A 7,202-nucleotide genomic window follows, 5' to 3' on the forward strand; every position below is an offset into this window, starting at 1 on the left:
ATCATTCTCCTTGTTAAAATAGAATCAGTGTTAAATATAGTCCTACTAATGTAATCAATAAGATAGGAAGGGTTAAAATAATACCTGTTTTAAAATAAGTTCCCCATGAAATCTTAACGCCTTTTTGTGATAATACATACAGCCATACTAATGTTGCCAGAGAACCAATCGGTGTGATTTTGGGACCTAAATCTGATCCAACTACATTCGCATAAATAAGTGCTTCACGTAACACACCAGATGTATTTGTTTCCGCAATGGCTAATGCATTAATCATTACGGTAGGCATGTTATTCATAATGGAGGATAGGAATGCTGCAATAAATCCCATGGCAACCGTTCCAACAAATAAACCTTGGTCAGCTACGGTTTGAATCATACTTGCAAGTGCCGATGTAAGCCCTGCATTCCCTAATCCATAGACCACCACGTACATTCCAATGGAGAAGAATACAATATTCCATGGTGCCCCTTTAATTACTTCTTTTGTATTAACAGCGGTACTGCGTCTTGCCATCAAAATAAAGAAAATCGCAATGACCCCAGCAATAATAGAAACAGGTACATTAACAAATTCACTCGTAAAGTACCCAATTACTAATATACCAAGTATAAGCCATGATAGGCGAAACATTTTTAAGTCCCTGATCGCCTCATTTGGTGTTCTTAATTTTGATACATCATAATCTCTAGGTATGTTTTTTCTAAAATAAATTAATAATACCGAAATCGTTGCGATTAAAGAGAATAAATTTGGAATAATCATTCTTGAAGCATATTCGACAAAACCGATACCAAAGAAATCGGCTGAAACGATGTTAACTAAATTACTAACAATAAACGGTAAAGATGTCGTATCAGCGATAAACCCACTTGCCATGATAAATGGAAAAATCATTTTTTCTTTGAAATTCAAATGACGTACCATCGCAAGTACAATCGGTGTTAGAATGAGTGCTGCACCATCATTCGCAAATAAAGCTGCGACAATTGCACCCAAAATGCTAATATATACAAACATCTTTATTCCATGCCCTTTTGCTATCCGTGCCATATGTAATGCTGCCCATTCAAATAATCCAATTTCATCTAATACTAATGAAATAAGAATAATGGCGACAAATGATAATGTTGCATTCCAAGTGATGCCAATAACTTCAAGTACATCACTAAATCCCACTACTCCTACGAGTAAAGCAATAATAGCTCCTCCCATGGCAGACCATCCAATATTTAAATTCTTTGGCTGCCAAATGACTAGGACTAGGGTTAAAACAAATATTATAATGGCGAGTATAAGTGTTGCTGACAAAATAAGACCTCCAAACCTAACAACAAGAAATTCGTGTGCCTTTCTCTTCCAGTTCTTTTAATTTATCATCTTGATCGGGTAATTGATTCAAAATCGGTTTGATAAATGAATAATACTCACTCTTACTATTAACCGTATAAAATATCCATTGTCCTTTTCTTTCTTCCTTCACTAACCCCAAATCTTTCAGTTTGCGTAAATGTTGGCTAATGGATGGTTGACTGGACTGAAATATTTCAACGAACTCACAAACACAACAAGTTTGTTCATTAATTAATTTCAGCATAGTCAGCCTTGTTTTATCGCCAAGTAATTTTAAAATACCAGCAGCTTTCTCCAATTCAATTGTAGTTTGCAGCATTTAAATCCCCCTTTTTATGAAATAATAATATAAGTATATAACTATACACTTATATATTCAAATAAAAAAATTTAGTGCAATCTTATTTCCTATTCTTTTAATTCCTCATAGGCTTCCATAAAATGTTGAAAAGAAATGTTTCCAAACGTATTTTCATCATTGCGAAATAGACGATCAAACGTGATTTCCTTTGCCTTCTCTAAAGTACATTGTCTGCTGTTCATAAGCAAAGAAAAATATGCCATAAAGTATTCTTTGCTTAAATCTCCGCCTTTATTAATAATCATTCAGACCACCTCCAAAAAGGGAGGGAAAGTAAATGATACTTTCCCTTTGTTTTTTATTTCAGCAACACGAATTGGCAGCATTTAAATTCGTACTACATACACCAGTTTCAGGTAATTCCAGTTCGACTTTCTCAGAGGCTTCATAATCCCCCGATAAATAAGCTACAATGGATCGAACCTGTTCATGTCCAGTTGCCATTAGGAATGTTGGTGCCCGACCATAACTTTTTGCTCCCACGATATAAAAATCCTTTTCAGGTTGTCGCAATTCTTTTTCTCCATGCGGGCGTACTGTTCCGCAACTGTGTATATTTGGATCAATTAAAGGTGCAAGGTCTTTAACACTTTCTGTTGCTGTATCAATACGGGTTCTCAGCTCACTTGAATTGGAGAAGTCTGGACGATTGCCAGTATTAACAACCATCTCATCTATATCTGAAATCGTTGTTAACTCTCCTTTCGATTCTCCTATAAGCTCTATTTTGCCTTCTTTTTCATGTATACGTTGAATTCTAAAAGGAGTAATTACTTCAAATGTATTTGCATCTACTAAATTGTGTATATGACTTCCTAATGCTCCTCTTGCCTCAAGTGCATCCAGTTCTCCTCCAAATGCATCTTTTACGCTGTTTTTCCTTAAAATCCATATAATTTCCGTTGCAGGATGTTCTTCTTTTAATTTTGCTAATTCCAATAACGAATTAATAGCAGAATGACCACTTCCGACAACAGCAACACGTTTGTTTAGATAACGGTCCTTATCTTTACCAAGAATATCTGGAATGCCATAGAAAATTTGATTTTTTATATCTTTCTCTTCTTTTAACCATATTCCATTTGAATTTGCAGGATTAGGGTTTCCCCAAGTTCCGGTCGCATCTATGACTGCTCTTGCTTCAAATTGTACCAGTTCGTTACCTTGTTCTGCATAAATCACAAAAGGTTGTTGATCTCGATTAGCTGTTTTCATTTTATCTGTATTTTTGCGGCTAATGGAAATAACCTTAGTATTCATAAACAAAGAATTTTTGATTTCTGGTGTATTCGATAACGGTTTTAAGTATTGGTCAACTAACTCTTTACCAGTAGGTAATTCATTTTGATTCGGTACATTCCAATCTTGTTTTTTAAGAAGCTTCAATGCCGTCTTATCAATATTATATTTCCAAGGTGAAAAGACTTGGACATGCCCCCATGTTAAAATATTCTCTCCCACTTTAGAGCCGGATTCTAATAAAATAAAAGGTTGGTCGTAACTAACTAAATGGGCTGTCGCGGCAAGACCTACTGGTCCAGCACCAATGACTGCAATAGGTAAATGTTTGTTATATTGATGATTGCTTACTTGTTGTAGTTCTTCTTGCGGTTGACAACAATTTGTTTTAATTTCTATAGGTTTCACGTTCATCATCCTCCTAAATTTTCACTAATTATTTCTCCATTGTTATCCTATCTTCTTTATAAATTCTGTTTTATATGCTTTATTACGAACTTACTATCAGAGCCTCCCCCTCTTAATGTCGCAGAAGAAAAAGATCGTTGCCCTTCAAGTCCAACATAATAAAGTCCGGGAGTATTTTGACTGATACCAGCTTTCTGTAGTGGTCTTCCCTCCACATCAAATTTTTCTATTGTCTTTAGATATCCAAAATCAGAACGATATCCTGTAGCGAAAATCACAGTGTCTACAGGCTCTTGGTTGCCTTCTGACCAGACAACACCATCAGAATAGAAACGTTCGAACATCTTTTTTTGATTAGGGTTACCAACTTCTAACTTTTCTTTGTATCCAGCCAAATCAACTGTTGAGCTAGGAATTGGAACTGCTTTTCCGAACCTCCAGAAAGGAAACTTATCAAAGCCGATTGCCTTCACCCAATAGTGTAAATCTATTCCTAATATTTTTTGTTTTACTAACTGCACAGACTTACGAACTGCAAGTGTAGTGTTACTCACTTCTGATAATTCCATAGCAATCTGAACAGCTGAGTTTCCACTTCCAACAACGATTACTCTTTGACCAATATACTGATCAGGCTTTTGATAGGAAGAAGAATGAAGATAATTGCCACGAAAAGTATTCATGCCATTCATTTGTGGTAAATAAGGATTATGAAAAGAACCGGTAGCATTAATAATCGTTTTTGCTTTATAGGATTTTCCGTCAGAAGTTTCAATAGAAAATCCTTTTTGGTTACGACTGACCTCATAAACCCGTTGATTAGTTAAGATGGGCAATTTAAAACGTTTGGTGTAGGTGTTCAAGTAACTTATAACATCTTTTTTGGTTGGATAACCTCGCTTGTCATTTTTCATTCTCATGCCTGGTAAAGAAGATAAACGTGCAGGAGAAAAGAGCTTTAAACTATCATAATAATAAGACCATGAACCAGTTGCTTGCGTATTTGCCTCAAGTATTAAATAATTCAATCCGTATTTTGTTAAGTAATACCCCGACGCAAGGCCAGCCTGTCCTCCACCAATGATGATAGAGTCATAAATCATTTTGTTCCTCCTTTTATTTGCAAAATGCAAGCATTATTTTTTTATAAATTTATCTATCTTGGAGCAGGAGCACAGCAAGAACCAATTTTACCCATTGTATTATTAAGTAGCTGAATAGAGCGAAGCACCGTTTCTTTTTCAAAATCAGTCATATGGGCAAATATTTCTTCTAAATAAGTATTTATCTGTTCGTCAATGATTTCAGCTATATTCGTTCCTTCCGCCGTTAACTCAAGCGTATGAATACGGCGATCATTTAGACTTGGTGTCTTATTAACTAAATTCATTTTTATTAAAGATTGAACCTGACGACTAAAAGTAGTAATATCCGTCCCTAAGGCTTCTGCAACTTCTTGGACAGACGGAGCGAGTTGACGATTGATTTCATAAAGAATATGGCTTTGAATTAATGAGATATCAAGTCCATCTGCTGAACAACAATTTTTATTCAAAAGACCAAATCGACGTGTTATCATTTGAAATAGGTCACGAGTATTTTCCATATTTAAATCACCTCTTTTATTTGTTATACAATATTTATTTGCAAAATGCAAGTAAATTTTATTAATTGAACTTTAATAGGTTAAAGTTTAACATAATCAAGTTGCCATAGCATGTAAAATGTAATTTGTAAAACCATGATCTTCGATTGTATAACCTTCTGCGGTAATATGTGCATTGACTAATTTTATTTCTCGTTCGGCTTTTAAAAATTGTTCTTCAACTTCTTACTTCAATATCATCCGCTCGCTAAATATCCCAATAAAGGTTATAGCGTCGAAAAATGTTTTCATATGTAAGTTAATGCAACTTTGTTCATCTGACCTTCTCCTGCAATTCCATAGTTCCAAAGTTTTTTTCCATGTTCGGAATCAAATATTTTAATTACATCTAGATTACCTCTTTTCTTCATAATTTTATTTTTCATTTAATAGAGCTACAAAAAAACTAGAACAAGGAGAGGACGAGAATGAGAAACGTTCATTGTAAATCACTCCCTCAATAAATTAAATTATTCTTAGAATTTGGTCGTTTTACTCCCTATATCTCTTGAATGCTTAAAGCTTAAGATAAGTCTGTTTACTTTTATTTTAAAATCATGATAAATATGGAATTGAATGGTCATAGATCACTTAAGGTAATGGGTGTTTTCCATTAAATGGATGTTGTGTATGGTCGCACCTTAGATCTCCACTTTTACATGGCGGTGGATCCTCCCACGTCTCTCAGCGTCTATGCGCGTAAATTCCTTTGTTCGACCTAACCATGGTGGAGGCCGGAAATGCTCCTTTAGTGGGTCCATGCCCTGATGGATGAAATAACGACCGGCTTCTCCGTGCTTCATTTGTCAAAAGTTCAGGTGTAAGACAACATTTCTGTCTTGTTTAAGCAATATCCTGTTCCATAGAAATCATTGGAATATCTCGAATCATTCGTTCTTCACTGAAGGAACAGTCACGTGTCCCTAATACATAAAAGATTTTGATCAACTTTCTTGCCAGTGCGATAAAGGATTGTTTACCAGACAACGGATTGTGCGAACGATAGCGATAATGATGGTGTAACTGTTGAAAACCTTTATTGTGTAAGGCTAATGGCTTAGCGACCTGATAGAGTATACGCCGCAATCTACTTCGTCCTCGCTTGGTAATCGTTGTCCGACCTTTGAATTTACCGGATTGATTCATCTTTAAGTTTAATCCCGCTAACTTAATGATTTGGCGTGGATCTTGGTAATTCGATAAATCTCCCACTTCTGCGAAAAAACCAGCTACCGTGATGGCACGAACGCCTTTTATCTGTATCATTTCATCCGCACCAGGTATGTGGAGAACGAGTACTTCCAATTGTGCTTCAAGAGCCGTTAATCGTTCCTCCATCACCTGATATTGTTCCAAAAGATAACGGATTTCCTGACGCGCCATGCCTAACCCCACTTGGAGGCCAACGCTATTTTCTGCGGCTTCTTTTAAGGCTTGTATTCGTTTAATCCCTACCGCTCGACTCGCTGCTTGTTTAACTTCCCTAAGCAACTCTTCTTCCGACGCTTGCCGAATATCTACTGGCAAATAGCCACGATCCAAGAGATGAAAGGCTGCTTTTCCTGTCCAATCTTTAAAGACCGTCCGAAATTCAGGGAAGTAGCGATCCAGTGCATTCTGCATTTGCGCTTTTATCGAGGACATATCCTCTTGGATCATGTCATACAGCTTCATTCCTTCTCGCAATTCCGCATACACATCCTCTGGTAAGGTAGGTTCATGATATCGACCGTCACGCATGATCTGGGCAATCACTTTGGCATCTTTGGTGTCATTCTTTGTTGGCGAATCATCGTCCATTTCCTTGAACCGTTTTACCTTCATCGGATTCACCACCACGACGTGGATGGTCTGTGCTTTTAAATAATAGGCTAGGTTCAGCCAATAGTGACCAGTGGGTTCCATCCCAACCATTAGATTCGGGCGATCATAGGTTTCAGACAACTGATGAGCCCATTCGATGAATGCGGTGAAACCTTGATAAGAGTTGGGGAATACGAGACGTTTCACCAGATCACGACCACGGTCATCTATCGCCCGCGCTACATGTTTGTGCTTGGCTATATCCACCCCAATGATGAGGCTTTGTTGTATGTGTAAAATAATACTCGAAAGTGATAAAAAATCCCCTAGCCAAAAAAGAGAAGGTACTCTATCATAAAATGTATGCTTTGCAGGGCATAATACATTTACGA

At 36.6% G+C, this 7,202-nt stretch carries 8 protein-coding genes; all 8 read right to left on the reverse strand.

The window, feature by feature from the left end; all coding sequences use genetic code 11:
• Positions 1-13: 13 nt before the first annotated feature.
• Positions 14-1,312: an arsenic transporter gene (locus tag ACFO3P_RS13100; RefSeq protein WP_042533125.1), complete on the reverse strand. Its 1,299-nt coding sequence runs from the start codon at positions 1,310-1,312 to the stop codon at positions 14-16.
• 16 nt (positions 1,313-1,328) lie between these two features.
• Entirely contained in the window at positions 1,329-1,673 is a 345-nt protein-coding gene (locus tag ACFO3P_RS13105) for an ArsR/SmtB family transcription factor (RefSeq protein ID WP_042533123.1), read from the reverse strand.
• An 89-nt stretch (positions 1,674-1,762) separates the two neighbouring features.
• Positions 1,763-1,960 (reverse strand): hypothetical protein, encoded by a 198-nt coding sequence (locus tag ACFO3P_RS13110; RefSeq protein WP_042533122.1) that lies wholly within the window; start codon positions 1,958-1,960, stop codon positions 1,763-1,765.
• A 58-nt stretch (positions 1,961-2,018) separates the two neighbouring features.
• Positions 2,019-3,362, reverse strand: coding sequence for an NAD(P)-binding domain-containing protein (locus ACFO3P_RS13115; protein ID WP_379542445.1), 1,344 nt, complete (start codon positions 3,360-3,362; stop codon positions 2,019-2,021).
• Positions 3,363-3,418: 56 nt separating this feature from the next.
• The gene (locus ACFO3P_RS13120; protein ID WP_042533120.1) at positions 3,419-4,465 is read right to left on the reverse strand and encodes a flavin-containing monooxygenase; all 1,047 of its coding nucleotides are present in this window, start codon (positions 4,463-4,465) and stop codon (positions 3,419-3,421) included.
• 53 nt (positions 4,466-4,518) lie between these two features.
• Positions 4,519-4,968, reverse strand: a complete 450-nt coding sequence (locus ACFO3P_RS13125; RefSeq protein ID WP_042533119.1) for a MarR family winged helix-turn-helix transcriptional regulator — start codon at positions 4,966-4,968, stop codon at positions 4,519-4,521.
• Positions 4,969-5,064: 96 nt separating this feature from the next.
• Complete coding sequence (locus tag ACFO3P_RS22875) at positions 5,065-5,157, reverse strand: DUF961 family protein (RefSeq protein WP_434059225.1); 93 nt, start codon at positions 5,155-5,157, stop codon at positions 5,065-5,067.
• 693 nt (positions 5,158-5,850) lie between these two features.
• Complete coding sequence (locus ACFO3P_RS13135; RefSeq protein WP_289584864.1) at positions 5,851-7,113, reverse strand: IS110 family RNA-guided transposase; 1,263 nt, start codon at positions 7,111-7,113, stop codon at positions 5,851-5,853.
• Between the last annotated feature and the right edge of the window lie 89 nt (positions 7,114-7,202).

Origin of the sequence: Oceanobacillus aidingensis, from assembly GCF_042654105.1 — a bacterium.
In the GTDB taxonomy this organism is placed as follows: domain Bacteria; phylum Bacillota; class Bacilli; order Bacillales; family Amphibacillaceae; genus Oceanobacillus; species Oceanobacillus oncorhynchi.